At 74.7% G+C, this 26,237-nt stretch carries 23 protein-coding genes and 1 pseudogene; 10 read left to right on the top strand and 14 right to left on the bottom strand.

Annotation, left to right across the window (positions count from 1 at the left end):
• Positions 1–3 precede the first annotated feature (3 nt).
• Entirely contained in the window at positions 4–1,365 is a 1,362-nt protein-coding gene (locus AB0L25_RS31830; RefSeq protein WP_500176442.1) for an FAD-binding oxidoreductase, read from the top strand.
• Between the two features lie 85 nt (positions 1,366–1,450).
• Positions 1,451–1,948 (top strand): MarR family winged helix-turn-helix transcriptional regulator, encoded by a 498-nt coding sequence (locus AB0L25_RS31825; RefSeq protein WP_500176441.1) that lies wholly within the window; start codon positions 1,451–1,453, stop codon positions 1,946–1,948.
• A gap of 62 nt (positions 1,949–2,010) precedes the next feature.
• Here AB0L25_RS31825 and AB0L25_RS31820 read toward each other — a convergent pair whose 3' ends face one another.
• Complete coding sequence (locus AB0L25_RS31820; RefSeq protein ID WP_500176440.1) at positions 2,011–3,012, bottom strand: helix-turn-helix transcriptional regulator; 1,002 nt, start codon at positions 3,010–3,012, stop codon at positions 2,011–2,013.
• Between the two features lie 113 nt (positions 3,013–3,125).
• Between AB0L25_RS31820 and AB0L25_RS31815 the strand changes: the two genes are divergently transcribed.
• Entirely contained in the window at positions 3,126–3,551 is a 426-nt protein-coding gene (locus AB0L25_RS31815) for a VOC family protein (RefSeq protein ID WP_500176439.1), read from the top strand.
• Positions 3,552–3,693: 142 nt separating this feature from the next.
• On the opposite strand, the gene AB0L25_RS31810 is transcribed toward AB0L25_RS31815, so the two are convergent.
• Positions 3,694–6,021, bottom strand: coding sequence for an ATP-binding cassette domain-containing protein (locus tag AB0L25_RS31810; protein ID WP_500176438.1), 2,328 nt, complete (start codon positions 6,019–6,021; stop codon positions 3,694–3,696).
• 83 nt (positions 6,022–6,104) lie between these two features.
• Here AB0L25_RS31810 and AB0L25_RS31805 point away from each other — a divergent pair, with 83 nt between their 5' ends.
• Both AB0L25_RS31805 and AB0L25_RS31800 read left to right on the top strand, forming a co-directional pair.
• Positions 6,105–6,983, top strand: a complete 879-nt coding sequence (locus tag AB0L25_RS31805; RefSeq protein ID WP_500176437.1) for a TetR/AcrR family transcriptional regulator — start codon at positions 6,105–6,107, stop codon at positions 6,981–6,983.
• Between the two features lie 184 nt (positions 6,984–7,167).
• Positions 7,168–7,716, top strand: a complete 549-nt coding sequence (locus AB0L25_RS31800; protein ID WP_500176436.1) for an LLM class flavin-dependent oxidoreductase — start codon at positions 7,168–7,170, stop codon at positions 7,714–7,716.
• Here AB0L25_RS31800 and AB0L25_RS31795 read toward each other — a convergent pair.
• A complete protein-coding gene (locus tag AB0L25_RS31795) occupies positions 7,677–8,579 on the bottom strand; it encodes a class I SAM-dependent methyltransferase (protein ID WP_500176435.1) in 903 nt (300 codons plus the stop codon). The genes AB0L25_RS31800 and AB0L25_RS31795 overlap by 40 nt on opposite strands.
• 29 nt (positions 8,580–8,608) lie before the next feature.
• Here AB0L25_RS31795 and pdxR point away from each other — a divergent pair, with 29 nt between their 5' ends.
• Positions 8,609–10,246 carry a MocR-like pyridoxine biosynthesis transcription factor PdxR gene (pdxR, locus tag AB0L25_RS31790; protein ID WP_500176434.1) on the top strand — a complete coding sequence of 546 codons (1,638 nt, stop codon included), beginning with the start codon at positions 8,609–8,611 and terminating at the stop codon, positions 10,244–10,246.
• Between the two features lie 29 nt (positions 10,247–10,275).
• Here pdxR and AB0L25_RS31785 read toward each other — a convergent pair whose 3' ends face one another.
• From AB0L25_RS31785 to AB0L25_RS31760, 6 genes are all read right to left on the bottom strand, one after another.
• Positions 10,276–11,292, bottom strand: a complete 1,017-nt coding sequence (locus tag AB0L25_RS31785) for an SDR family oxidoreductase (RefSeq protein ID WP_500176433.1) — start codon at positions 11,290–11,292, stop codon at positions 10,276–10,278.
• Positions 11,293–11,571: 279 nt separating this feature from the next.
• On the bottom strand, positions 11,572–13,395 hold the full coding sequence (cydC, locus tag AB0L25_RS31780; RefSeq protein ID WP_500176432.1) for a thiol reductant ABC exporter subunit CydC: 1,824 nt from the start codon (positions 13,393–13,395) through the stop codon (positions 11,572–11,574).
• Positions 13,392–15,068 (bottom strand): thiol reductant ABC exporter subunit CydD, encoded by a 1,677-nt coding sequence (gene cydD / locus AB0L25_RS31775; protein WP_500176431.1) that lies wholly within the window; start codon positions 15,066–15,068, stop codon positions 13,392–13,394. The genes cydC and cydD overlap by 4 nt, the downstream gene beginning before the upstream one ends.
• Before the next feature lie 51 nt (positions 15,069–15,119).
• Entirely contained in the window at positions 15,120–15,872 is a 753-nt protein-coding gene (locus AB0L25_RS31770) for a cytochrome d ubiquinol oxidase subunit II (protein ID WP_500176430.1), read from the bottom strand.
• Between the two features lie 55 nt (positions 15,873–15,927).
• Positions 15,928–17,184: a cytochrome ubiquinol oxidase subunit I gene (locus tag AB0L25_RS31765; protein ID WP_500176429.1), complete on the bottom strand. Its 1,257-nt coding sequence runs from the start codon at positions 17,182–17,184 to the stop codon at positions 15,928–15,930.
• Positions 17,185–17,308: 124 nt separating this feature from the next.
• Entirely contained in the window at positions 17,309–18,412 is a 1,104-nt protein-coding gene (locus AB0L25_RS31760) for an MFS transporter (RefSeq protein WP_500176481.1), read from the bottom strand.
• Positions 18,413–19,077: 665 nt separating this feature from the next.
• Between AB0L25_RS31760 and AB0L25_RS31755 the strand changes: the two genes are divergently transcribed.
• Positions 19,078–19,638, top strand: a complete 561-nt coding sequence (locus AB0L25_RS31755; protein WP_500176428.1) for a hypothetical protein — start codon at positions 19,078–19,080, stop codon at positions 19,636–19,638.
• 14 nt (positions 19,639–19,652) lie between these two features.
• A complete protein-coding gene (locus tag AB0L25_RS31750) occupies positions 19,653–20,180 on the top strand; it encodes a hypothetical protein (RefSeq protein WP_500176427.1) in 528 nt (175 codons plus the stop codon).
• 195 nt (positions 20,181–20,375) lie between these two features.
• Here AB0L25_RS31750 and AB0L25_RS31745 read toward each other — a convergent pair whose 3' ends face one another.
• Positions 20,376–20,981, bottom strand: coding sequence for a TetR/AcrR family transcriptional regulator (locus AB0L25_RS31745; RefSeq protein WP_500176426.1), 606 nt, complete (start codon positions 20,979–20,981; stop codon positions 20,376–20,378).
• Between the two features lie 27 nt (positions 20,982–21,008).
• Here AB0L25_RS31745 and AB0L25_RS31740 point away from each other — a divergent pair.
• Positions 21,009–21,443, top strand: a pseudogene (locus AB0L25_RS31740) (SDR family NAD(P)-dependent oxidoreductase); the annotation flags it as partial.
• A gap of 439 nt (positions 21,444–21,882) precedes the next feature.
• Here the strand turns inward: AB0L25_RS31740 and AB0L25_RS31735 are convergent.
• The 3 genes from AB0L25_RS31735 to AB0L25_RS31725 are packed head-to-tail and all read right to left on the bottom strand — an operon-like array spanning position 21,883 to position 23,866.
• Positions 21,883–22,632, bottom strand: a complete 750-nt coding sequence (locus AB0L25_RS31735) for an SAM-dependent methyltransferase (protein WP_500176425.1) — start codon at positions 22,630–22,632, stop codon at positions 21,883–21,885.
• Entirely contained in the window at positions 22,629–23,363 is a 735-nt protein-coding gene (locus tag AB0L25_RS31730) for a DUF72 domain-containing protein (RefSeq protein ID WP_500176424.1), read from the bottom strand. The genes AB0L25_RS31735 and AB0L25_RS31730 overlap by 4 nt, the downstream gene beginning before the upstream one ends.
• A 41-nt stretch (positions 23,364–23,404) precedes the next feature.
• On the bottom strand, positions 23,405–23,866 hold the full coding sequence (locus tag AB0L25_RS31725; protein ID WP_500176423.1) for a hypothetical protein: 462 nt from the start codon (positions 23,864–23,866) through the stop codon (positions 23,405–23,407).
• A gap of 100 nt (positions 23,867–23,966) precedes the next feature.
• Between AB0L25_RS31725 and AB0L25_RS31720 the strand changes: the two genes are divergently transcribed.
• Positions 23,967–25,229, top strand: a complete 1,263-nt coding sequence (locus tag AB0L25_RS31720; RefSeq protein ID WP_500176422.1) for a tyrosine-type recombinase/integrase — start codon at positions 23,967–23,969, stop codon at positions 25,227–25,229.
• Positions 25,230–25,857: 628 nt separating this feature from the next.
• Here AB0L25_RS31720 and AB0L25_RS31715 read toward each other — a convergent pair.
• The gene (locus AB0L25_RS31715; RefSeq protein WP_500176421.1) at positions 25,858–26,049 is read right to left on the bottom strand and encodes a hypothetical protein; all 192 of its coding nucleotides are present in this window, start codon (positions 26,047–26,049) and stop codon (positions 25,858–25,860) included.
• Positions 26,050–26,237: the final 188 nt, after the last annotated feature.

Genomic DNA, 26,237 nt, shown 5'->3' with positions numbered 1-26,237 from the left:
CGCATGAACACGACGACGAAGCAGTTCGCCGCACGCCTGGACGGCCCCGTGTACGTGCCCGGCGACGAGGAGTACGACGACCGGCGGACCGGCTTCCAGCTGCTGGACCCCCACCGGCCCTCGGTGGTGGTGGAGGCGGCCGGGGCCGGGGACGTCCGGGCGGCGGTGGAGTTCGCGGCCGCGACGGGCGCGCCGCTGGCGGTGCAGGCGACCGGCCACGGCCGCGCCGCCCCCGCCGAGGGCGTCCTGATCGGCACGCGCCGCATGTCGGGCGTCCGCGTCGATCCGGACGCCCGCACCGCGTGGGTCGAGGCGGGCGCGACCTGGGCACGGGTGCTCGAGGCGGCCGCGCCGCACGGGCTGGCGCCGCTGTCGGGCAGCTTCCCCGGCGTGGGCGCGGTCTCCTACACGCTGGGCGGCGGCGTGGGCCTGCTGGCCCGGCGGTACGGTTTCGCCGCCGACCACGTGCGCCGCGTCGACCTGGTCGCCCCGGACGGGCGGTTCCACCGGGTCACGGCGGATTCCGATCCCGAGCTGTTCTGGGGGCTGCGCGGCGGCGGGGGCGGCTTCGGGGTGGTCACCGGGATGGAGATCGCCCTGTTCCCGGTCGCCCGGATCTTCGGCGGCAACCTGTCGTTCGACGTCGGGCGGGTCCCGGACGTGCTGGAGGCGTGGCGGGCCTGGGCCGCCGGGACGCCCGAGGAGATGACCTCGGCGGTGTCGACGCTGACCTATCCCGACCTGCCGGTGCTGCCTCCGCCGCTGCGCGGTCGGCAGGTCGCGCAGATCGCCGTCTCCTACGCCGGGCCGGCGGCCGAGGGGAGCCGGCTGGCGGAGCCGCTGCGCGCCCTCGGGCCCGTGCTGTCCGACACGCTGCGCGAGCTGCCCTTCGCCGAGTCCGGCACGGTGTTCGACGAGCCCGCCGAGCCGCACGCCTACCGGGGGCGCAACGTCTTGGTCCGCGATCTGGACGCCGGCGGGCCGGCCGGTCTGGCGAAGGCGGCGGGGCCGTCCGCGCCGGTGATGACGGTGGCGGGCGTGCGGCACCTGGGCGGGGCCCTGGCGCGCGGGCCGGAAATCCCGAACGCCGTGGGGCACCGGGACGCGGCGTTCGCGGTGTCGGTCCTGTCGCCGGTGGAGCCGGGCCAGGAGGACCTGGTGCGCGCGGTGCACCGGGACGCGCTCGCGCCGTTCGCCGGCGACGCGCTGGGGTGCTCGCTGAACTTCGCCTTCGGCCCGCTGGGCGCGGACGAGGTCCGCTCGGCGTTCGCCCCGGCCGCCCGGGAGCGGCTGGCCGCGCTGCGGGCCCGGCTCGATCCGCACGGCCTGCTGCGCCCGAACCACCCGATCCCGCCCGCCGGGTAGGGCGCCGTCCCGCGGGCCCGGCGCGCGGTTCACCGCCCGCCGTTCGCCGCCCGTTGATAATCTCAACGTTGAGATAGGAGGGGCGATGGCGGACGCGGTGGACGACATCCTGGCGCAGTGGCGGCGCGAGCGGCCCGACGTCGACGTGGCGCCGATGGGGGTGATCGGGCGGATCTCGCGGCTGCAGCTGCTGCTGAACCGGGAGCTGCGGGAGTTCTTCGCCGGGCACGGGCTGGAGAACTGGGAGTTCGACGTGCTGGCGACGCTGCGCCGCTCCGGCGCCCCCTACGAGCTGACGGCGGGGGCGCTGCTGCGCACGTCCATGGTCACCTCGGGGGCGATCACCAACCGGATCGACCGGCTGGAGGCGCGGGGGCTGGTGGAGCGGGTCCGCGACGCCGGCGATCGCCGGTCGGTGCGGATCCGGCTGACCGGGGCCGGGCTGGCGCTGGTGGACGAGGTCGTCGGGCTGCACGCGCAGAACGAGGCGCGGCTGCTGGCGGGGCTGGACCCCGCGGAGCGGGAGCGGCTGGCGGACACGCTGCGCACGCTGCTGGAGTCGCTGGGCGACACCGCGGACTGACCCCGGCCGCCCTACCCCGGCCGCCTGACCCGGCCGCCCGACCCCGGCCGCCGCGGTCCGGGTCAGTCCGCCGCCCGTCCGGGTGCCGGTGGCCGGTCCGGGCGGGGGCGGACGGCGCGGGCGGCCCGTTCGGCGATCTCGGTGAGCGTCCCGGCGAGCTCGGGCGGGTCGAGCAGGGTGTAGTCGAGGGGCAGCGCGGTGATGCGGTGCGCGAGGAACCACAGCGTGTCGCCGTGGGTGTGCAGCAGGCAGGCGCGGTCGCCGGCCGGTTCCAGGACGCCCTGCCACGCGGTGACGTGCGGGGCGGCCTCCTCGATGGGGGCGTGCAGGAGCAGCCGGGCCCGGATGGTGCCCGATCCGCCCGCCAGGGCGTCCATCGCCCAGGTCACCGCGTCGGCGCCGCCGGGCAGGTGCCGGGCGGGGCGGCGGGCGCCGGTGCGGTGGACCTCGGTGATGCGGTCGGCGCGGAAGGTGCGCCAGGCGTCCCGGTCGGCGTCGTGGGCGACCAGGTACCAGCGGCGGCCGGCGGCGACGAGGCGGTGCGGCTGCGCCAGCCTGCGGCCGGTGCCGCCGTCTGCGGCGGTGTAGGCGAAGCGGACGTCCTCGCCGGTGACGCAGGCGGCGGCGAGCGCGGACAGGACGCCCGGGTCGGCGGCGGGCGCGTCCTGCGCGGGCAGGGCGACGGCGGCCGCGGCGAGGGCGGCGACGCGGTGCCGCAGCCGGGGCGGCAGGACCTGCTCGAGCTTGGCCAGGGCGCGGGGGCCGCTGTCGGCGACGCCGGTGACGGCGGCCGCGGCGGCGGTGCGCAGCCCGATCGCGATGGCGACGGCCTCGTCGTCGTCCAGCAGCAGCGGCGGCATCGCGGTCCCGGCGGTGAGCCGGTAGCCGCCGGTGCTGCCGCGGGCGGCGTGCACGGGGTAGCCGAGGTCGCGGAGCCGCCCGATGTCGCGGCGGACGGTGCGGGGGGTGACGCCCAGGCGCTCGGCGAGCTCGCCGCCCGGCCATTCGCGCGGGGTCTGCAGGAGGGACAGCAGCCGCAGCAGCCGGCCGGAGGGGTCGCGCATGGATTCCATCCTGCGCTATTAGGACGTTCGCCGTCCTGATGCGGGCATAGCGTCGGAGACGTCGGCCGGGCGCGGGCGTCGCGCCCGGCGGGGACGAGCGGAAGGAGCGGGACATGCTGCGGGGAATGGCGAACGTGAGCCTGTGGGCGGAAGACCTGGAGGCGGCGCGCCGCTGGTACGCCGAGCTGCTGGGGACCGAGCCGTACTTCAGCAAGGCGGGCCCGGACGGGACGGTCGGGTACTACGAGTTCCGGATCGGCGACCGGCTGGACGAGCTGGGGCTGATCGACGCGCGGTTCGCGCCGCCGGGGCACGCGCCGGGGCCGGGCGGGGTGCTGCTGAGCTGGCACGTGGACGACCTGGAGGGGTCGCTGCGGCGGCTGCTGGAGATGGGCGCGTCCCTGCACGAGGGGATCACGGCGCGCGGGGAGGGGTTCGTCACCGCGTCGGTCGTGGATCCGTTCGGCAACGTGCTGGGGATCATGAACAACCCGCACTACCTGGAGGTGCTGGCCGCGTCCGGCGCCCCGCAGGCGTGACCGTCCGGTGCCTGATCGTCCGGTGCCTAACCGTGCGGGGCCCGGCCGTGCGGGGCCCGGCCGTGCGGGGCCCGGCCGTGCGGGGCCCGGCCGTGCGGCGGCCGGGCCCGGCGGGTCGGGTGGGTCGAGTGGGTCGGGCGGGTCAGGCGGTGACGTAGTCGCGCAGGTGGCGGGCGGTGAGGGTGTCGGCGCCGGCGACGAGGTCGGCGGGGGTGCCGGTGTAGACGACGCGGCCGCCGTCGTGGCCGGCGCCGGGGCCGAGGTCGATGATCCAGTCGGCGTGCGCCATGACGGCCTGGTGGTGCTCGATGACGATGACGGTGTTGCCGGCGTCGACGAGGCGGTCCAGCAGGGCCAGCAGCTTCCCGACGTCGGCGAGGTGCAGGCCGGTGGTGGGCTCGTCCAGCACGTAGACCGATGCCTTCTCGGCCATGTGGACGGCGAGCTTGAGGCGCTGCCGTTCGCCGCCGGACAGGGTGGTGAGGGGCTGGCCGAGGGTGAGGTAGCCCAGGCCGACGTCGTCGAGGCGGTCCAGGACGGCGCGGGCCTGCCCGGAGGTGAAGAACTCGCGGGCCTCGGCGACGGACATGGCCAGCACCTGGCTGATGTCCTTGCCGCGCAGCTTGTAGATGAGGACCTCGGCGGTGTAGCGGCGGCCGTCGCACTCCTCGCAGACGGTCGTGACCCCGGCCATCATGGCCAGGTCGGTGTAGACGAGGCCGATGCCCTTGCAGCGGGGGCAGGCGCCTTCGGAGTTGGCGCTGAACAGGGCGGCCTTGACGCCGTTGGCCTTGGCGAACGCGGTGCGGACGGCGTCCAGCAGCCCGGTGTAGGTGGCGGGGTTGCTGCGGCGCGATCCGCGGACGGGGGACTGGTCGACCACGACGACGCCGTCGCGCCCGGGCAGCGATCCGTGGATGAGGGAGCTCTTGCCGGATCCGGCGACGCCGGTGACGACGGTGAGGACGCCCAGGGGGATCTTCACGTCGACGTCGCGGAGGTTGTGCAGGTTCGCGCCCTTGATCGCCAGGTGGCCGGCGGGTGCGCGGACGGTGTCGCGGAGCCGGGCGCGGTCGTCGAGGTGGCGGCCGGTGAGGGTGCCGGACGCGCGCAGGCCCGGGACGTCGCCGGTGTAGCAGATGCGGCCGCCCTCGGTTCCGGCGCCGGGGCCGAGGTCGACGACGTGGTCGGCGATCGCGATCGTCTCGGGCTTGTGCTCGACGACCAGGACGGTGTTGCCCTTGTCGCGCAGCCGCAGCAGCAGGTCGTTCATGCGGGCGATGTCGTGGGGGTGCAGGCCGACGGTGGGCTCGTCGAAGACGTAGGTGACGTCGCTGAGGCTGGAGCCGAGGTGGCGGACCATCTTGACGCGCTGGGCCTCGCCGCCGGACAGGCTGGCGGACTCGCGGTCGAGGCTGAGGTAGCCCAGGCCGATCTCGACCAGGGAGTCCAGGGTGCCCTGCAGCGTCGCGACGAGCGGGGCGACCTCCTCGGCGTCGATGCCGCGGACGAACTCGGCCAGGTCGCTGATCTGCATGGCGGCGCAGTCGGCGATGTTGCGCCCGGCGATGCGGCTGCCGAGCGCGGCGGCGTTGAGGCGGGCGCCGCCGCAGGCGGGGCAGGCGGCGAACACCACGGCGCGGTCGACGAACGCGCCGATGTGCTTCTGCATGGACTCGCGGTCCTTGTTGAGGTACAGGCGCCGCACCTTCACCAGCAGGCCCTCGTAGCTGGTGTTCATCCCGTTGCTCTTGATCTTGGTGGCGGGCTTGTTGAGGAAGTCGTCCCACTGCCGCTCGGTGTAGTCGCGCAGGGGGGTGTCGGGGTCGAACAGGCCGGAGTCGACGAACACCTTCCAGTACCAGGTGCCGACGCCGAAGTTGGGGACGGTGATGGCGCCCTCGTTGAGGGACAGGTCGCGGTCGACGAGCTCGCCGACGTCGATGGTGCTGACGCGTCCCAGGCCCTCGCATTCGGGGCACATGCCCTCGGCGTTGTTGAAGCTGAACATGCTCGAGGTGCCGACGTGGGGTTCGCCGAGGCGGCTGAACACGATCCGCAGCATGGCGTAGGCGTCGGTGGCGGTGCCGACGGTGGAGCGTGAGTTGGTGCCCATCCGCTCCTGGTCGACGACGATGGCGGCCGACAGGTTGCGCAGCGCGTCGACGTCGGGGCGGCCGAGGCTGGGCATGAACGACTGGATGAACGCGGTGTAGGTCTCGTTGATGAGCCGCTGGGACTCGGCGGCGACGGTGCCGAACACCAGCGAGGACTTGCCGGAGCCGGACACGCCGGTGAAGACGGTGAGGCGGCGCTTGGGGATGTCGACGTCGACGCCGGCGAGGTTGTTCTCCCGGGCGCCGCGGACCTCGATGACGTCGTGGCGGTCGGCCGCCGCGCCGGAGACCGCGCCGGCGGGCGTCCCGGCGGGCGTGGCGGCGGGCGGGACGGAGTCGGGTGGGGCGGTCATGGGCGTCGTCACTCCCGGACTTGATATTTTAGGTCGTAAAGAGATGTTCGAGCGGATCAGTTTATTGCATAAGGAGATGTGGTTTGGTCGTCTTCGCCGGGCAGGGCGACGCCCGCCGCTCGATGGACCTGCTGTGGCGCGTGCCGTCGGCGGCGCGGGGGGACGCGCCCGGGGGGCCGTCGCGTCCCGGGCCCCGACCGGGGCTGAGCGTGGAGCTGATCGTGGACACGGCGATCGCCGTCGCCGACACCGAGGGAATGGCGGCGCTGTCGATGCGGGCGGTCGGGGAGCGGCTGGGCCGCACGGCGATGGCCCTGTACACCTACGTCCCGGGCAAGGCGGAGCTGGTCGACCTGATGTACGACCGCGCGCAGGCCGAGCTGCCGGCCGGGTACGACGCGGCGGGGGGCTGGCGGGCGGCGGTGACGGCGTGGGCGCAGGACACCTGGGCGTTCTACCTGCGGCATCCGTGGATGCTGGCGGTGTCGCAGGCGCGTCCGGTGCTGGGTCCGAACGAGTACCGGGCGCTGGAGGCGCTGCTGGGGGCGCTGTCGGGGGCGGGGCTGGCGGCGGGGGACGCGCGGCGGGCGGTGGCGACGCTGTCGAGCGTGGTGCGGGGCGCGGCGCGGATCGCGGCCGAGGCGCGGCAGGCGGCGGCCGCGACGGGCACGCCGGAGGACGAGTGGTGGTACGCGCGCAGCGAGGTGCTGGAGGAGGTCGCGCCGGACTTCACGGCGCGGTTCCCGCGGGTGGCGGAGCTGAGCGCCGCGGGCGCCTTCGACGACGCGGCGTTCGACGCGGCCGTGCCGGGGGCGGGCCCCGCCGGGGACGCCGTGCAGGGTGACGCCGTGGAGGATGGCGTCGTGCTGTATCAGGAGCGGGCGGCGCGGGAGGCGTTCGCGGGCGGGCTGGCGCTGGTGCTGGACGGCATCGAGGCGGCCGCGGCCCGGTCCGCGCGGTGAGCGGGCGGGGTGCGGGGCGGGGTCAGGCCGTCCAGGTGAGCAGCGCCAGGAGCGCGACGCCGGGATCGGGCCCGCCCGCCGCCCGGTTCGCCCGGGACGCCCGGGGTAGGGCGCGCAACGGGCGCCCGCCGCACGCGGGCGGCGAGGGGAAGCGCCCGCGAGCACGCGTCCGGGGGAGGGGTCGATGACGAGGTTCGGGTACTTCCTGTCCTGTGAGGAGCACGCGCCGAGGGAACTGGTGCGGCAGGCGCGGCTGGCCGAGCCGCCGCCGATCTACGTGTCGGGGTTCGGGAACAAGGCGGCGACGCTGGCGGGCCGGGTCGGGGACGGGTTCATCTGCATGATGCCGGACGCGGACCTGGTGTCGGTGTTCCGCGACACGGGCGGCGGGGGCAAGCCGGTGCAGGGCGGGCTGAAGGCGTGCTGGGGCGCCGACGCCGGTGCGGCGCTGCGGACGGCGCACCGGCTGTGGGCGAGCGACTACATCCCGGGGGAGGCGAACCAGCTGCTGCCGCTGCCGCGCCAGTTCGAGCAGCTGAAGGGGCTGGTGACCGAGGAGATGGTGGCCGAGCGGGTGCCGTGCGGCCCGGATCCGCGGGTGCACGCGCGGGCGCTGCGCGAGTACGTCGACGCGGGGTGCGACGACGTGTTCGTCCAGCAGATCGGGCCGGAGCAGGACGGGTTCTTCGACTTCTACGCCCGTGAGGTGCTGCCGCTGGTGCGCGCGGCCTGACCGGCGCCGCCGTCGGGGCCGGCGCCGTCGGGGCCGGCGGGGTTGACGGCGGTGGCCTTGAAGAAGGTGTAGTGGAAGGTGCCGTCGGGTTCGGCGGTGCGCCGCAGCCCGTCGATGCCGTCCCGCCACTCGTCCGGCCCGGCCAGCCCGGCCGCCAGGGCCTCGTCGCGGACGGAGCCGACCATGGCGGTGAAGGTGTCGTGGATGAACCCCTGAACGAGCGCGGGCCGCGACGCGTCCACGTACACGGTGCGGGGCCCGGCGTGCACCCGCCCGTATCCGGCGGCGTGCAGGAGCGGGTGCAGCCGCCGCCCGATCAGCGCGTCGCCGCCCTTGGCGGCCTGCAGCGCGACCAGGTGGCCAATCAGGGCGCGGGCGGGGGCGCTGTCGGGGTGGAAGAACGCCGACCCGTGGTCGCCCTCGATCACGGTGAGGGTGCCGCCGGGGCGCAGCACGCGCCGCAGCCCGGCCAGCGCCGCCACCGGGTCGGGCAGGTGCTCCAGGACGAAGCAGACGAACAGGTGGTCGAACTCGCCGTCGGCGAACGGCAGGTCGTGCAGGTCGGCGCGCACCCAGGTCACCGCCGCCCCGGGGCGGGCGGCGGTGACGCGGGCGCGGGCCCGCGCCAGGGACTCGGCGGACACGTCGACGGCGGTCAGCTCCGCGCCGGGGCTGCCGTCGATCAGGTGGAGCGTCTGGGCGCCGACGCCGCAGCCGACCTCCAGGACCCGGGAGCCGGCCGGGTAGCGGGTGCCGCCGTGCAGCAGCTCGGCGAGGGCGTCGGCCTGCTCGCCGAGCCGCCGCGCCTCGCGGTCGGTGTATCCGTGGACGTAGCCGGTCTCGCCGGTCGCGGTGGTTTCCATGGGGTCTACCTTCGCGCCACAATGGCCCGGTGAACAGGTCCAATGACGATGCGCACGGCAGGTCCATAACGGTGGAGGGGACGGCGCCGGGGCCCGGCGCCGCCGGGGCGGCGGGGGCGGACTTCCTGCAGCTCGACGTCCGGGACGCGCCCCGCGGGGGACGGGCGGACTGGCTGGCCGGGCGGCTCCGCGACGCCATCGCCGACGGCCGCCTGCCCGTCGGCGCGCGCCTCCCCGCGACCCGCACGCTGGCCGCCGACCTGCGCGTGTCGCGCGGCGTGGTCACCGAGGCCTACCGGCGGCTGGTCGACGACGGCCACGTCGCCGGGCGCGGCCGCGCGGGCACCGTCGTCGTCGCCGCGCCCCTCACCGCCCGCCCCGCCGCCCCCGCCCGTCCCGCCGATTCCCCGCCGCCCGGCCCCGATCCGCGCGGCGACGGCGGCGGCCCGGCACCCGGCCCGGCACCCGGCGCGGGGGAGAGGCTCACCGCACCGGCGGCGCTGTTCGGCGGCGCGCCCGGCCGCGAGGTGTTCGACGCGCTGCGCGCCGCGCCCGCCCGCGTCGACCTGTCGCCCGGCCTGCCCGACCTGACCGCCTTCCCCCGCACCGCGTGGCTGCGCGCCGAACGCGCCGTCCTGACGACGCTGCCCGCGTCCGGCCTCGGCTACGGCGACCCCCGCGGCGCCCCCGAACTGCGCGCGGCCGTCGCGTCCTGGCTGGCCCGCAACCGGGGCGTGCGCGCCGACCCCGCCGACATCGTCATCACCACCGGCACCGCGCAGGTCATCGGGCTGCTGGCCCGCGTCCTGCACGACGCCGGCGCGGGCACCATCGCGATCGAGGACCCCGGATCGCTCGGCACCCGCCAGCACCTGGACTACTGGGGCGCCGCGCACCCGCCCGTCCCGGTCGACGCCGACGGGGTCCGCGTGGACCTGCTGCGCGCGTCCGGCGCACCCGCCGTCATGCTCACCCCCGCGCACCAGTTCCCCACCGGCGCCGTCCTGTCGGGCCCCCGCCGCCGCGCGCTGATGGACTGGGCCCGCGACGGCGGCCTGATCATCGAGGACGACTACGACGCCGAGCACCGCTACGACCGGCCGCCCGTCCCGGCGCTGCGCTCCATGCTCGCCGACCGCGTCTTCTACGCCGGCAGCGTCTCCAAGCTGCTGGCGCCCGCGCTGCGCACCGGCTGGCTGCTGCCGCCGCCCGCCCACCGCGACGCCGTCGTGGACGCCAAGCGCTGCGCCGACCTCGGCGGCGCGGTCCTGCCGCAGCTGGTGCTGGCGCGCCTGATGGACTCCGGGGAGCTGGAGCGGCAGCTGCGGTACCTGCGCCGCCGGCACCGGGCGCGCCGCGACGCGATGATCCGCGCGATCGCCGAGCACCTGCCCGCCGCGACCGTCCACGGCGCCGCCGCCGGGCTGCACCTGACCCTCACCCTCGCCGCCGGGGACGACGACGGCGGGGCCGTCGACCGGGCCGTGGCGGCCGCCGCGCTGGAGCGGGGCGTCAAGGCCCATCCGCTGTCGTGGCACTGCCAGCGCCCGCACCCGCCCGGCCTCGTCCTCGGCTACGCCGCCGGGACCCCGGCGCGGATCGCCGACGGCGTCGCCGCCATCGGACGCGCCGTGCGCGCCCTCGGCCTGGACACCGCCCGCCCCTGACCCCGCCCGGCCCGGCGGCGGTCGGGACGTCAGCCGCCGCGGCCCGCCGGGGCGCCCTGCACCGCCGCCGGAGGCCGCCCGCCGCGCCCCGGGACCGTCCCCGGCACCCGGCCCGCCAGCAGCGACCGCGCCCGCAGCAGCAGGCTCCCCGTCTTCGCCCGCCGGTCGAACCGGCCGTGCGCGCCCGCGTCGTCGGCGTCGTCCAGCGGACGCCACAGATCCGACGGGCGGCCCGGATCCTCGCGCGCCCCGGTCTGCTGCGAGGAGAACGCCGTCCGCGCCAGATACCGGTCCAGCAGCGCGGGAGCGATCCGCTGCCCCAGCAGCGTCCCGATCGTCGACCCGCCGATCCAGTACTCCTTGCGGCGCGGCCGATCCGCCGCCAGCAGCACCCCCTGCGCCGCCACCTCCGGCTGGTAGATCGGCGGGACGGGCTGCGCCCGGTTCCGCAGCCGCGACAGCACCCAGTCGAACTGCGGGGTGTTCAGCCCCGGCAGCTGCACCATCGTGATCGCCACCCCGCTACGGTCGTGCATCAGCTCGCACCGCACCGACTCGGTGAACCCCCGGATCGCGCTCTTGGCCGCGCAGTACGCCGACTGCAGCGGAACCGACCGGTACGCCAGCGCCGACCCGACCTGCACGATCGTGCCGGTGTCGCGCGGCACCATCCGGTCCAGCGCCGCCCGCGTCCCGTGCACCGTGCCGAGGTAGCACACCTCCATGACGCGCCGGTACTCCTGCGGCGACACCTGCCGGCACTCGCCGAACGCGGTGGAGAACGCGTTGTTCACCCACACCTCGATCGGCCCGAACTCCTCCTCGGCGCGGTCGGCGGCCGCCTCGACCTGCCCGGGATCGGACACGTCCGCCACCACCGGCAGCGCCCGCCCGCCGAGCTCCCGGACGTCCGCCGCGGCGGCCTCCAGGCCCTCCTCGCCGCGCGCCAGCAGCACCACCCGGTCGCCGCGGGCGCCGAACCCGCGCGCCACGGCCCGTCCGACGCCCGCGCTGGCGCCGGTCACGACCACCACCCGGCCCGTCATGACCGGCCCCCCGCCGGCCGGCCCCGCCGCGCGGTGCCGGGTGCGCTCACCGAGCACATGATCACTCGCTCCTCCCGAGGGTGGACGCCCGCATGTCGCAGCCGCACCTACCCGTGCGCCGATCGGTCATGCGGACCGCCCGCCGGCGGACGACACGGGGCGGGTCCGACGGGGAGCGGGGACACGGGCCGGCCTGCGCACGCGTGCGGTGGGACGGCGGCATCCCCCCGGGCACGGCGCCCGCCGTCCCGCTCGGCCGGCCGGGGCGGGGCGAGGACGTCAGGCGGCCAGCGCCTCGGACTCCCACAGGTCCCGGTACGGGCCCGGCTCGGCCAGCAGGCGGGCGTGCCCGCCGCGCTGCACGATCCGGCCGCCGTCCAGCACCACCACCTCGTCGGCGGCCTCCAGCGCCGCGAGCCGGTGGGTGACCAGCAGCAGCGTCCCCCCGCCCGGCGCGGACAGCAGGCCGCGCGTCAGCGCGTCCGCCGCCGCCGGGTCCAGCGCCTCGGCCGGCTCGTCCAGCAGCAGCACCGGCGGATCGGCCAGCAGCGCCCGGGCCAGCAGCAGCCGCTGCCGCTGCCCGCCCGACAGGTCCCGGCCGCCCGCCCCCACGACGGTGTCCCACCCGTCCGGCAGCGCCCCCACCACCTCGGCGAACCTCGCCCGCCGCGCCGCCGCGTCCAGCTCCGCGGCGCCCGCGTCCGGACGCGCCAGCAGCAGGTTCGCGCGCACCGTCCCGGCGAACACGTGCGCGTCCTGCATCAGGCCCCGCACCGCGCCCGGCAGGGCGTCCGGCGGCGCCGCGCGCCGGCCCCCGCCCGCCCCGGCCGCGGAACCGGTGGCGGGCTCGAGGGCGGGGCCGTGCAGCAGGACCGTCCCCGCCGACGCCTCCACCGCCCCCGCGACCGCCTCCAGCAGCGTGCTCTTGCCCGCACCGCTCGCCCCGACCACCGCGACACGGCGGCCCGGCTCCACCCGCAGGTCCACGCCGTCCAACGCCACCGCCCCGCCCGGACGCACCACCCGCACGCCCAGTAGCTCAACACCCAGCGGCCCCCGCACCGTCCCCGGACGGGCCGCGACGGGCGCCGGGAGGGGTGCCGCGACGGGTGCCGCGTCGAGGACCGCCCCGACCCGCCGCACCGCCGGCGCCACCTCACGCCACCGCTGCGCCGCACCCGCCAGCGGCAGCACCGACTCCACCGCCACCAGCGCCGTCAACCCCAGCACCGCCGCCGACACCTCGTCCGCCCCGCCGCGCAACCCCACCGCGACCACGACCGCCGCCGTCGCCCCCTGCACCACGAACCCCGCCGCCGCGACCAGCCCCGACACCAGCGCCGCCGACCGCTCCGCCCGCTCCAACCGCGCCGCCGCGTCCCGCGCCCGCGCCGCGAACCGCCCGTCCGCCCCGAACATCGCCAGATCCGCCGCGCCCTCCAGCACGTCCAGCGCCCGCACCGCCAGCGCCTCCCGCGCCGCCGCAGCACGCGCCGCCGCCCGGCCTCCCGCGACCGCCGCCGCCACCGGCAGCACCGCACCCGCGGCCAGCAACCCGACGGCCAGCACCCCCACGACCGCGACCACCGCGCCGCCCGGCGCCGCGACCCCGCACACCACCAGCCCCGCGACCCCGCACGCCACCGCCGCCACCGCAGGCAGCACGCACCGCAGCAGCAGATCCTGCACCGCATCGACGTCCGACACCAGCCGCGTCAGCGCCTCACCGTCCCGCACCGCACCCGCCCGCACCGCCCCCGCACCGGCGGGACGGCGCGCGGCCAGCGCGTCGAACACCCGGCCCCGCAGCTCCGCCAGCGCCCGCAGCGCCGCGTCATGCCCCGCCAGCCGCTCCACGTACCGCAGCGACCCCTTCGCCACCGCGAAACCCCGCACCGCCACGATCGCCACCGTCAGCGCCGCCAGCTCCGGCCGCTGCGCCGCCCGCGCGATCAGCCACGCGGCCGCCGCGATCAGCCCCACCCCGCACAGCTCCGCCGCGGCGCCCGCCAGCGCCGCCGCCGCCAGCCGCCCCGCGTGCGGCCGCACCGCCCCCCACATGCCCCCGGCCCGCAAACCCCCGGCCCGCGCCGTGCCCGTCATGCCGCCGCCTCCCGATCCCCGCCCGGACGCGCGACACCGCACACCCGGCCGTCCCGCAACCGCACCACCCGGTCCGCCGTCCGCACGAACGCCGGCCGGTGCGCCACGATCACCGCCGTCCGCCCCGCCAGCAGCCGCTCCGCCGCCTCCACCAGCAGCCGCTCACTGCGCAGATCCAGCCGCGCCGTCGGCTCGTCCAGCAGCATCACCGGACCGCCCGACAGATACGCCCGCGCCACCGCGAGCCGCTGCCGCTGCCCCGCCGACAACCCCGCACCGCCCTCACCCAGCACCGTCGCGTATCCGTGGGGGAGCGCCGCCACGAACTCCTCGGCCGCCGCCGCCCGCGCCGCCTCCGCCACCCGCTCGTCGCCCGCACCCGGATCCCCGAGCCGGATGTTGTCGGCCACCGACGCCGCGAACAGATGCGGACGCTGCGGCACCCACCCCAGCCGCGCCCGCCACACCGCCGGATCCAGCTCCCGCAGATCCGTCCCGTCCACCAGCACCCGCCCCGACTCCGGCACCACCAGCCCCGCCAGCACCAGCAGCAGCGTCGACTTGCCCGCACCCGACGGCCCCGTCACCGCCAGCCGCTCACCCGGCGCCACCCGCAGCGACACCCCCTCCAGCGCCGCCGCGTCCGACCCCGGATACCGCACGGTCACCTCCTCGAGCACGATCTCCGGCACGCCCCGCACGTCCGGGACCTCCTGGACGGCCGCCACGCGCCCGCCCCCGTCCCCGCCCGGCACCCGCTCCAGCGCACCGTCCAGCACCGCGAACGCCTCACCCGCCGCCGCCACGCCCTCCGCACTGGCATGGAACCGCGTCCCCAGCGCCCGCAACGGCAGATACACCTCCGGCGTCAGCAGCAGCACCAGCAAACCCGTCGCCAGCACCATCGACCCGTCCAGCAACCGCAACCCCACCGGCACCGCCACCAGCGCCACCGACAACGCGCACACCAGCTCCAGCACCAGCGACGACAGGAACGCCACCCGCAACGCCCGCACCGTCGCACGACGATGCTCGCCCGCCAGCTCCCGCACCACCCCCGACTGGTGCCCCGCACGCCCGAACGACCGCAACGTCCCCAACCCCGCCAGCACGTCCCGGAAATGACCCCCCAGCCGCCGCAACGACCCCCACTGCCGCTCCGTCAGCACCGCCGTCCGCAACCCCACCAGCGCCCCGAACACCGGCACCAGCGGCACCGTCACCGCCACCACCAGCGCCGACGCCCAATCCGCCACCGCCAGCCGCCCCAGCACCAGCACCGGGATCACGCACGCCGCCAGCAACTGCGGCACATACCCGGTGAAGAACGGATCCACCGCGTCCAGACCCCGCGTCAGCAACGTCACCCGCGCCCCCGCGGCACCCCCCGAACGACCCCCGCACCCCGCCTCCAGCAGCGACCCCCGCAACCCCGCCTTCACCCGCGCCGCGGCCCGCCCCGCCACCAGCGCCGACGCCCACGCCAGCACCGCACGACCCGCCACCGCACCCGCGAACCACGGCAACGGCCCCGCGTCCAGACCCGCCACCGCCCGCGCCAGCAACTCCGCCTGCACCACCAGCAGCACACCCTGACCCACCGCCAGGACACCCAGCACCACCGGCACCCGACGCGGCAGGCACCGCAGCAACCGCCGCTCCACCGCCTTCACCGCGAGCACCCCCCACCCGAACCCGACACGACACGCCTCACAGATACGACCTCACAGGTACGAGGGGGACTCCACCCGCCCCCGGAACGTCCACCACACCAGCGCCTGACCCGCCGCCAGCACCGGCAGCAGCACCACCGTCCCCACCGCCGTCAACGCCAGCGACGTCTCGTCCGCCGCCACCTCCGACCACGGCACCCGCACACCCGCCGCCACCGGAACCAGCGCCATCACCGCACCCGACACCGCATACCGCCCCGGCACCCGCGCCACCCGGCCCGCCAACCCCACCGGCAGACGCCACCGCGCGAACCCCGCACCATGCCACGCGAACAGCAGCGCCAACGGCAACCCCAGCACGCTCCCCGCGTTCAACCCGCCGCCCGACCCCGACCACAGCAACGACCCCAGCAGCGACCCCCACGCCAGCGCCAGCGCCCAACTCCCCGCCGTCACCGCCGCATCGCACCCGCCACGCCACGCCACCGCGTCCACCCGGCCCCGCAACCACAACCCCATGTCCCGCACCACCCACCCGATCAGCAGCACCGCCACCACCGGATACAGCGCCTCCACCAGATCGTGCTCCAACCCCGGAAACGCCCCCGCGACCAGACCCACCGACGCCACCAGCCACACCTCGTTCGCCAGGAAGAACGGCGCGAACGACGCGATCACCAGCCGCCGCTCGTCCTGCCTCCGCCCCAACCACGGCAGCAGCATCCCCACCCCGATGTCCGCACCCGCCAGCACCAGATACCCGCCGACGAACACCGCCAGCAACACCACCGCGAGAAACTCCATCACCGCACCTCCGAACCGGGACGCACCGCACACCGGCACGCATCGCGAACAAGAATCAGAACGTCGGGCTCATCACCGGAGCCGCCGGCTCCGCCGGGGGAGCGGCCCCCAACGACGCCCCCTCCGGACCACGCCGCGCGAACCGCGCCAGCAACCACACGTTCACCGCCACCAGCACCGCGAACAGCACCGTGAACGCCGCGAACGACACCGTCAGCGTCCCCGACCCCACATCCGACAGCGCGTCCTCGGTCTTCAGCACCCCGTACACCGCCCACGGCTGCCGCCCCACCTCACGGAACACCCAGCCCGCCAGCATCGCCACATACGGCAACGGCACCGACACGATCATCACCACATGAAAGACCCGGCCCCGCACCAGCCACCGGCCGAACCACACCTTCACCAGCGCCACGATCGCCACCAGATGCATCAGCGACCACATCATCACCATGACCGCCTCACCGGCCCCCGCCAGCCCCGGCGCCATGTACTCGTCCGGCCCGAACCGCGCCGTGAACTCCGCCACCGCCGCGTCCGCGTCCCCACCGCCCCCCTTCGTCGGCTGCAGATACCGGAACTGCACCCCACCGAACATCACCACCGGATACAGCGCCACCAGCACCGTCACCAGCCCCACCCGCATCGACCGCCGGAAGAACTCCACCTCCGCCGTCCGCCGCAGCAGATGCCAGCCGCTCACCCCCGCCATGAAGAACCCCGCCGTCAGCAACCCCCCGAACAGCACATGCCCGAACGCCAGCAACGCCGTCGGATTCGTCAACAACGCCCCCACATCCGTCAACCGCGCCTCACCGCCGACCAGCTCGAACCCCACCGGCCGCTGCATCCACCCGTTCGCCACCAGCACGAAGTACGCCGACGCGTACGCCGTCAGCGTCACCACCCAGATCGCCCCCAGGTGCACCCACCGGTTCAACCGGTCCCACCCGAAGATCCACAACCCCAGGAACGTCGACTCGATGAAGAACGCCCCGATCGTCTCCAACGCCAGCGGCGCACCGAACACCCCGCCGGTCACCCGCGACATCCCCGCCCAGTTCAACCCCAGCTGCAGCTCCATCACCAACCCGGTGACGATCCCCACCGCGTAATTGATCACATACAGCTGCCCCCAGAACCGCACCATCCGCGACTCCACCGCAGCACCGCGCCTACCGCCCCGCAGCGTCGCCACCGTCTGCATCAACGCCACCAGCGTCGCCAAACCCAACGTCAACGCCACGAACAGAAAATGCGAGCCGGCCGTCAACGCGAACTGCACCCGCGCCAACATCAGCGGGTCGTCCATGACCCCACCCTCCCCGAGAACCGAACGACGACAACGCACCGATCCTCGAGCCCCGACCCCCACCGGCGAATCGGACCCCAGCGTTCACCCGCCCTGCACCTTTCGCGTACCGGCCCCGCCCCGCCTACAACTCCCGATGTACACCGCGCCGCCACCCGCACACCCCCAGCACGACGGCCACCACCAAGTACGGCACCGCCGCCGCCCCCAACAGCACCCCCGCATCCGCCCACCGCGACCCCAACGCCCACCCCGCGAACGCCAGCACCGCCACCACCTCCGACCCGAACCCCGCCAACGACGTCACCGTCGCCCGCGACCCGTCCGAAATCCGCTCCTGCAACCGCGCGTCCGCCGCCGCCATCGCCCACCGGAACACCCCGAACGCCACCGCCACCAGCACCAACCCCGCCGCACTACCGCCCAGCGACCCCACCGCCAGACACACCGCACCCACCCCCAGCACCACCGGCAACCGCCCCACACCACGCCCCGACACCCAACCCCCGACCGCATCCCCCACCGTCACCACCAGCACCAGCAACGGCACCCACGCCGCCGCCACCCCCGTCGACCGCACCACCAGCGGCACGTACTCGTCCAACGACGTCACACCCATCAGGACCAGCGACAACACCAGCGCGCCACGCACCCCCGGCACCCCCCGGACCTGCCGCCACCCCTCGCGCACCACACCCACGAACGAGCCGTCCTCGTCCTCGTCCTCTCCACCACCGCGCGACTCCGGCAACGACCACCCCGCCACCGCGCCCAGCACGCACACCAGCACGCTGACCACGCCCAACGCCCGATAACCGCCCACCGCCAGCAGCGGCGCCGCCAACCCCGACGCCGCCACCACCGCCAGCAACGACACCGACTCCGACCGCCCGATCACACGCCCGTACGCACCCGCCGCCCCGACCCGCTCCAACTCCTCGTACACCAGCGCCTGCAACGTCCCCGAACGCAGCGCCGAACCCACGCCCCACAACACGAAACCCGCGGCGAACGCCGGATACGAGGGAACGAAAGCCCACAAACCGAATCCCGCACCGGCCAGCAGGGGAGCGGCCACCAACAGCAACCGGCGCGAGAACATATCCGCCCACAAACCGGACGGCAGTTCAAGAAGGAACGTCGTGACCGACCAGATCACGAACAGCGACGAGATCTCGGCGGGGGAGAGCCCGGCATCGGCGAACAGCACCGCGTACACCGGGTACAGAACGATGAAATCCTCGAGGAACGCGTAGGCGTACAGCCTCCGCGCGAGCCCCGCCTCAGGTGAAGATCAATGTCGTCGACGCTTCATACCCCGCACCCTAACGCCGTCCCGCCCGAACCGCCACCACGACACCGAAATCGCCCCAAAAAGCCGAGGGAGCCGGGGGAGAGGCGACACCCGCCCGCCCCGAACGCCAGAGGCAACCCGACACCCCTGCCGCACACCCGCTGGAGGCCGAAGCGCCGGGGCCGTCCGGACGTACAGGCGGCAACGGGACTACTGATCACAGCGGAAGCGAGCCACAGTGACTCAAGCCCGCCGACGCGCATCAGCAGCCGGCCCGCGCAACAGCCCCAGCGGCGCACCGACGCGCACCAAGCATCCGCCCGACCAGCGGACGCGCGCCGATGCCAGCGCCGCCGGGGGAGGACGGGGCGGGTGGGCACAGCAGGCCGGAGCGGAGGGCCGAACCGGCTTACTTAACATAATGCTCATTATCGACCATGCTCTGGCAACCCCCGAGAAGGGGCGAAACGGCCAACCCAGGACGGCGATCCGCGGCGACGCGCCACCGCGCCGGGCAGATCGGCCACGCGCGATGAAACCGACCGGCGGACGCGCGAGTCTCACTCTGGACACATCGCCACCCCGGACGAAAGGTGACCATGAGCGAACAGCTCGACCAGGTCTTCGGGCAACTCGTGAACCGCAGCTGGGCCCGATTCTCCGAGAACCTCAAGGCCCGCGAGATCGACGACCTGCTCGTCGGCGCCGTCATCACGGCGGCCGTCGCCCAGGGCAACGCCCTCATCGACCTCAACTCCGACGGCGGGCACCACTACCTGCGCTTCCAGCACCTCCAGCACAAGCACCGCCTGATGTTCCAGCTGACCCACCTGACCGGCGACGTCGCCTCCGCCAAGGTCCTGCAGCACCACGCGGCCGTCACGATCGCCTACGGCGAGTACGTCGAGGACGCGCGGACGGTCTGGCAGGCGCTCAAGAGCGAGGTCAAGAGCGGCTTCCTCGACGTCGGCGAGCCCGGCGTGTTCACCGTCGACGCCGACCTCGGCACCGGCTACGTGTACGTCCAGGTGCCCCTCCTGCTCGACCTGGATCAGTACTTCGCCGACCACTACACGGTGAAGTACCCCGTGCTGCAGGAGCACATCGCCGCCGTATCCCAGGCCTGCGCGAAGTACCTGCACGGCCGAATCGCCGCCTGACCGGGAGGAACACCATGCTTTCGTTGATCAACAAGTTCAAGAACAACGCCGAGGCCCGGGAGAGCAAGGACGAGGCCCTCATCGGCGAGATGGTGTTCACGATGGCGCATCTGGGCTGTCCGGTCATCGGGATCAAGTCCGGCGCCGACCTGCAGTACGTGCGGTTCAAGCCGGTGGGCGACGAGGTCCTGTACAGCTTCACGATCGTGCTGGACCGCAAGACCGGCGACGGCGCGCTGCAGCAGGCGGTGCTCGGCAGCAAGGCCACGCTGACGTTCGTCGCCGAGGTGAAGAACCACATCGCCGATCCCGACGACCTCGTGGCGATGTTCCGCACCGACATGGCGAACATGCTGCGCAGCCCGTGGTTCGGCGACATCAAGCTCGATCACCAGCTCAACTCGATCACCGCGACGAAGAAGCAGATCATCGACATCGACGACTACGCGGGCGCCGACGGCGCCGACCGGGACCGGCTCCGGCAGCTGCTGCAGGGCACCGTGCAGGAGTTGCGGGAGAAGGTCGCGCCGTACAAGAAGTGACGGCGGCCGGCGGTGGCGGCGCGTTCTTCGCGGGCGCCGCCACCGCTTCCCCGCGGCGGACTGACGTCCGGAAAGATGCCAAACCAGACAGAAGCTGAATTCTGTCTGGTTTGATCGGCGTTGCCGGATTGCGTCCGACGCGCCCTGCGGCGCGTCGGGTGCTCCGGCGAGATCCGCGGCTCCGGCGTGCGTGCGCTACGGCAGCGGGCGGGCGCCGCGCAGGAACTGGTCGACCGCGGTGTCGACGAGCCCCTCGAGCAGTTCGGGCGGGGCGAAGTTGCCGTTGATGATCGCGGTGATCCCCTGCAGGGTGGCGAACAGGACGATCCCGATCCGCTGGGTGTCGCCTTCCTGGAGCGCGCCTTCCTCCTGCCCCTGGCGCACCACCTCGTGCATCAGCCCGAACGGCGCCGCGGCCGCCTCGACGATGTGCGTCGCGCCCGGGCGGTGCTTGCTGGAGTACATCAGCTCGAGCAGCGCGGCGTTCTCGGTGGCGAAGCGGGTGTAGGCGTTCGCGGCGGCGCGGACGCGCGACGGGAAGTCCTCGGCGGCGCCCTCGAGGGCCGCGCGGAGCGTGGCGTCCAGGCGGTGGAAGCCGGCTTCGGCGAGGGCGTCCAGGAGCGCCTGGCGGTCGGGGAAATGCCGGCGGGGCGCGGCGTGGTTGACGCCGATCTCCCGGGCGAGTTCGCGTAGGGAGAGCTGGTCGGAGCCGTGCTCGCGCAGGCCGCGTTCGGCCGCGTCGAGCAGTGCGTCGCGGAGCCGTCCGTGGTGGTAGGGCCGGCGGTCGGTTGGGGCTGACACGGGTGACACCCTCGAGGCGCCCGCGTCGTGCTCGCCGTCCGCAACCTCGACAAGGGGCGCGCGGCGGCCGCCGAGAAGGCGGGCGAGGTGGAGGTGCGGCCGCTCGATCTGGCTGATCTCGCTTCGGCGCGCGGGTTCGCCGCGGAGTTCGCCGAGCCCGTCGACGTGCTGGTGAACAACGCCGGCGTGATGGTCCCGCCCTTCTCCCGGACGGCCGACGGCTTCGAGTTGCAGTTCGGTACGAACCATCTGGGGCATTTCGCGCTGACGAACCTGCTGCTGCCGCGGATCCGGGGCAGGGTCGTGACGGTGTCGTCCAATGGGCATCGGGCGGGGCGGATCGAGTTCGACGATCTGAACTGGGAGCGCAGGCCGTATCGGGCGATGGCCGCTTACGGGCAGTCGAAGCTGGCCAATCTGCTGTTCACGTCCGAGCTGCAGCGGCGGCTCGCCGGGGCGGGGTCGGCGGTGATCGCGACGGCGGCGCATCCGGGCCTGGCGGCCACGAACCTGCTGGAGTCCAGTGGCCGGCTGCGGGGGTTCGACCGGGCGCGGAAGTCCGTCGCGGGGCGGCTGGCGCAGAGCGAGGAGGACGGCGCGCTGCCCACGTTGTTCGCGGCTGTGGCGGACGTTCCGGGTGACGGTTATGCCGGGCCCGGCGGGTTTCTCGAGGGGCGTGGCGCGCCGAAGCTGGGGTGCGGCTCCCCCATCGGCGTTTCCGGCGGCGCGGTGGCGGCGCGATCGTCGTGGTCGGCGGCGCCGCCCTCGCGCCGGGCGGCGGCGGGCCGGTGCCCGGCGCGGCGGTTGTGGTCTCCGGCGCGGTCGGGCGTCCTCGTGTCGCCGCGGGCCGCTCCCCCGGTGGCCGGGTGCTGTGGTCGGGGACGTCCGGTGGTGGGGTCGGTCAGGCGGGCGGGAGGCGGAGGGCGAAGACGCCCCAGCCGAGGTAGCGCCGGTTGTAGGTCAGGTAGGTGCGGCGGGAGCGGTCGGCGAACTCGCGCATGGCGGGGGCGTCGGGGTCGCCGGGGTTGTCGCGGAGCCAGGTGTGGACGGTCTGCCACTGCGAGGCGACGTAGCGGTCCCAGTCGTCGGTGTCGGCCAGGACCATTTCGACGAGTTCGACGCCGGCGTCGTCGAAGCGGTCGAGGGTTCCGGCGAGGGTGGCGAAGTCGCCGGGTGCGAAGCCGAGGGCGGCGGGTGCGGCTTCGGGGGGTTCGTCGATCCAGTACGGTTCCCCCACCAGCAGGAGGCCGCCGGGGGCGGTGGATCGGCGCAGGAGCGCGATGGTGCCGGTGAGGCCGTCGCCGATCCAGGTGGCGCCGAGGCAGGCGGTGACGTCGAAGAGGCCCGGGGTGTGGTGGTGGGTGGCGTCGCCGTGTTCGAAGGTGACTTGGCCGGTGACACCGAGGTGGCGGGCGCGGTCGCGGGCGGCGGTGAGGAAGGTTGCGCTGAGGTCGATGCCGTGGCCGGTGGCGCCGTGGGCGGCGGCCCAGGTGCAGAGCATTTCGCCTTTGCCGCAGGCGAGGTCGAGGATGCGGGTGTGGGGGCCGATGCGGGCGATGTCGCCGAGGAGTCGGAGTTTGCGGTCGCTGAGGGGGTTGAGGATGCGGTGGTCGGCTTCGGCGATCTCGTGGTGGCGCAGCACGGTGGTCATGGTGCCGGTCGGTCGGGTGGGGGTGCGAGGGGTTTTCGGGTGAGTTCGATGAGGCGGCGGGCGTTGCGGACGGCGGCGCCGTGGGGGTCGTTGTTGAAGTAGACGTAGGCGTCGTCGGTGAGGTCGGGGATCCAGGCGGTGAGGTCGGGGTCGGTGTAGTCGGGCCAGGGGTGGCCGGGGCCTTCGTGGAGGCGGAGGTAGGTCCAGTCGGTGGTGCGCCAGAGGGGTGTGAGGGGGCGGCCGAGCCGGTCTGCCCAGCAGAGGGCGGCGTGGTGGTGTTCGAGGACGGCGCGGACGTCGTCGGTCCACCAGGTGGGGTGGCGGGGTTCGACGGCGACGCGGATGTGGCGGGGGAAGCGTCGCAGGCAGGCGTCGAGGCGTTCGGGGTCGGCTTTGAGGGTGGGCGGGAGTTGCAGGAGGATCGGGCCGAGTCGGGGGCCGAGGCCGGTGGCGGCGTCGAGGAGGCGGGCGACGGGTTCGGCGGGGTCGTTGAGGCGTTTCATGTGGGTGAGGTAGCGGCTGGCTTTGACGGCCATGACGAAGTGGTCGGGGGTGGCGTCGCGCCATCGTTCGAAGGTGGTGCGGGCGGGCAGGCGGTAGAAGGCGTTGTTGTTCTCGACGGTGGTGAAGGTGCGGGCGTAGTGGTGCAGCCAGTGGCGCTGGGCGAGGCGGGGCGGGTAGAGGGGGCCGCGCCAGTCGGTGTACTGCCAGCCCGAGGTGCCGATGCGCATGGGCCTCTCCCCCGGTGTCGGGACGTCCGTCGCGTGGGGTCTTACCCGGTCGTGCGGCGGTGGGGTTCGAGGGCGCGGATGTAGTCGACGAGGCGGACGCCGATGTCGAAGGCGAGGTCGGGGGTGTCGAGGTCGGGGTCGGGCCAGGTTTCGGAGATGCGTCGCCAGGTGGTGCGGCCGAGGAAGGGGCCGGGGACGGGGTCGTCGCCGAGGAGGGGGCGCCAGGCGGGTTGTGCGGTGAGGAGGCGTTCGAGGGCGGCCTGGTTGTCGGGTTCGGCGGGGTGTTCGGCGTGGTAGCCGATTTCGAGGGCGGTGGTGCGGGTGCCGGGTGCGAGTTCCGCGGGGATGAGCTGTGCTTCGTAGTGTTCGCGTTCGGGTCGGGGGGTGCCGAACCAGGCTTTGAGTCCGTTGTGGCGGACGTGGAGGTGGGGGTGGCCGAGGTCGGGTGGGGTGGCCGCGTGGACGATCTCGGCGACCTGGTCGAACAGTTCCCGCGCGGTCATGGTGGTGATCTTATGGGGCGGGTGTGACGGTGCCGCGCCGCGGTGTGCGCGGGTGCTGTGCGGGGTGTGGGTGTCGGTGGTGGGCGGTAGCGTCCGCGTGGTGCGTCCGATCGATGTTGAGCGTGTGTCCGTGGGCGAGTGCGTGGACCGGTATGTGGAGATGGTGCGGGCGAAGACGGTGACGGGGGCGCTGTCTCCGGGGACGGCGGAGGTGTACGCACGGGACGCGGCGACGTTCGCGGAGCTGGCCGGTGCGGATCGGGTGCTGGACGATCTGACGGGTGAGGACGTCGATGCGGTGCTGTTGAGGTTCGCGCGCAAGCCGGACGGTCGGCGGCGCGTGGGCGCCGGGGCGTCCGGGGGCGGTTCGGGTGGTGCGGGGGGCGCGGTGCAGAGTGCGGCGTCGCAGGCGCGGTTCCGGCGTTCGGTGTCGGGGTTGTTCCGGTATGCGGTGGTGGCGGGGTGGGTGCAGCTGAATCCGATGGAGGCGGTGACGGTGCGGCCGCGGCATCGGGGCGGGTTGCGGGCGGAGCGGCGGGCGTTGACGGTGGAGCAGGCGGAGGGGCTGCTGGGCGCGGCGCGGGATCTGGCGGATGCGGGCGAGGGGCAGGGGCGGCCTGATCAGCGGACGGAGTTGCGGGACGGGTTGATCGTGCTGCTGCTGGCGGCGGTGGGGCCGCGGGTGTCGGAGCTGACGCGGGCGAACGTGGAGGATTTCTTCGTCAACGGCGGTACGCGGTACTGGCGGGTGTTCGGCAAGGGCGGGCGGACGCGGGACGTGCCGTTGCCGGGGCCGGTGGTGGAGGTGCTGGACGCGTATCTGGCGGACGGGCGGGGGCTGCTGGACCGGGGGCGGGAGCCGAAGGCGTTGCTGCTGTCGTGGCGGGGCCGGCGGTTGGCGCGGGGTGATGTGCAGGGGGTGATCGACCGGGTTCTGGCGCGGGTGGAGCCGGGGCGGCGGCGGAGCGTGACGCCGCACGGGCTGCGGCACACGACGGCGACGCATCTGCTGGCGGCGGCGACGGACATGGACGCGGTGCGGCGGGTGCTGGGGCATGCAGATCTGGCGACGCTGGGGCGGTATCGGGACGAGTTGCCCGGTGAGCTGGAGGCGGCGATGCGGGTGCATCCGCTGCTGGGTTCGGTGGTGCGCGGCGGTCCGGGGGCGGGGTCGTCAGATCCAGCCGAGTTCGGTGGGCTGGGGGAAGCCGGTGTGCCAGATGCCGTAGGCGGTGAGGGCGAGGGCGGCGGGCGCGAACGCGATGATGAGGGTTCGTCCGAGGTGGTGCCGGGTGTGCCAGCCCCACGCGGTGAAGGCGGCGGCGACGGCGATGCCCATGACGGCGGTGCCGCCTTCGAGTGAGTTGGTGGTCCAGGTGAGGCCGACGGCGAGGGCGGGGACGAGCGTGAGCCGTGCGGGCGGTGCGGGGCGGCGGGCGAGCGCGCGGGCGAGGGCGGCGGCGACCAGGGCGGTTCCGGCGTACCAGATGTAGTGGCCGGCGACTTCGTCCCACAGGTGGACGATGGGGAGGCCGGGGGTGTCGTTGCCGACGGAGTTGGCGGCGAGGTGGATGCCGTGTCCTTCGACGTAGGTGATGGCGCCGGTGAGGTAGAGGATCCAGGCGGTGCGGTCGGCGCGGGCGGTGTGGAGCGCGGCGGCGGCGGTGAGCAGGACGGCGTAGGGGGTGATGATGTCGGCCCAGTCGGCCCAGCGGGTGTGGCCGACGGTGCCGAGCCCGGCGAGGCCGAAGCCGATGTGGTGGGTGAGGCCGTAGAGGAGGGCGCAGGCGGTGAGCCAGCGCAGGGCGCGTGCGTCGTGCGCGGCGGGTGCGGCCGGTGGCGTGGTCATGCCCCTCCCCTGTTCTGCGGGTGTCCATCATGGCGCGTGCAGGGCGGGACGGGCGGCGCTTCGGGGAGTTCGGGGATTCGGGGGGTCGGGGCGGGTGCGGCCCGCCGGAACGGGTTCCGGCAGGCCGCAGGATCGGCCGGTGCTAGTGGGCGGCCTCGAGGTGGCCGGCGCGGCGGCGGACGCCGGTGGCGGCGATGACGGCGCCGAGCACACACAGCAGCCCGGTCAGCAGGACGGCGGCGTGCAGGCCGTTCATGAACGCCTGGGCGGTGCCGTCGATGACGGCGTGCCGGAGTTCGCCGGGCATGGACGGTGCGACGGGCGCGATGCCCATGGCGGCGGCGTCCTCGGCTCCGGCGAGGCGGCCGACGGTGGCGGCGGGGACGCCGGCGGGTGAGTTCGCCGGTGAAGGTGGCGCCGACGCGGCTGCCGATGAGGGAGACCAGGACGGACGTGCCGAGGGCGCCGCCGAACTGCAGGACGGTGGCCTGGAGGCCGCCGGCGACGCCGATCATGTAGAAG

The sequence above is a fragment of the Spirillospora sp. NPDC052242 genome, from assembly GCF_040679555.1.
Taxonomy (GTDB): Bacteria; Actinomycetota; Actinomycetes; order Streptosporangiales; family Streptosporangiaceae; genus Spirillospora.
Note: the sequence above shows the minus strand (reverse complement) of the source record. Positions and strands in the feature narration are given on the sequence as shown.